Origin of the sequence: Corynebacterium kozikiae (assembly GCF_024580965.1) — a bacterium.
GTDB classification, from domain to species: Bacteria; Actinomycetota; Actinomycetes; order Mycobacteriales; family Mycobacteriaceae; genus Corynebacterium; species Corynebacterium kozikiae.
The window spans coordinates 1-473 of the sequence record NZ_JANIKJ010000059.1; the positions used below are offsets into that span (position 1 = coordinate 1).

General features: G+C 66.6%; 1 protein-coding gene. It reads left to right on the plus strand.

The window, feature by feature from the left end; translation table 11 throughout:
• The coding region (locus NQ018_RS11320) for a glycoside hydrolase family 97 C-terminal domain-containing protein (protein ID WP_257061028.1) at positions 1-418 on the plus strand (418 nt) is incomplete at its 5' end.
• Positions 419-473 lie beyond the last annotated feature (55 nt).

Genomic DNA, 473 nt, shown 5'->3' on the forward strand with positions numbered 1-473 from the left:
GTACGTGGTGCTGTACAGCCCGATCCAGATGGCCGCGGACCTGCCCGAACACTACCTGCAGCATCGCGAGGCGTTCCGTTTCATCGAGGACGTGGCGGTGGACTGGGAGCAGAGCCGCGTGCTCGATGGCGAAGTGGGTGACTACGTGACGATCGTGCGCCGCGACCGCAACAGCCGCGACTGGTTCCTCGGCAGCATCACCGACGAACACGGCCGCGTGCTGCCGGTACCGCTGGGCTTCCTGGAGCCAGGCGTGCGCTATCGCGCCGAGATCTACCGCGATGGTGAAGGCGCTGATTTCCGCAGCAACCCGTTCGCGTTCGCACGCGAAACCCGCGAGGTGACCAGTGCCGATGCACTGACGCTGGTGCTGGCACCGGGCGGTGGGCAGGCCATTCGCTTCACGCCCATCCACTGAACGTTTTCCTACCTGCGCTCCCGTAGCGCCCGAGCCCATGCTCGGGCGCTACGGG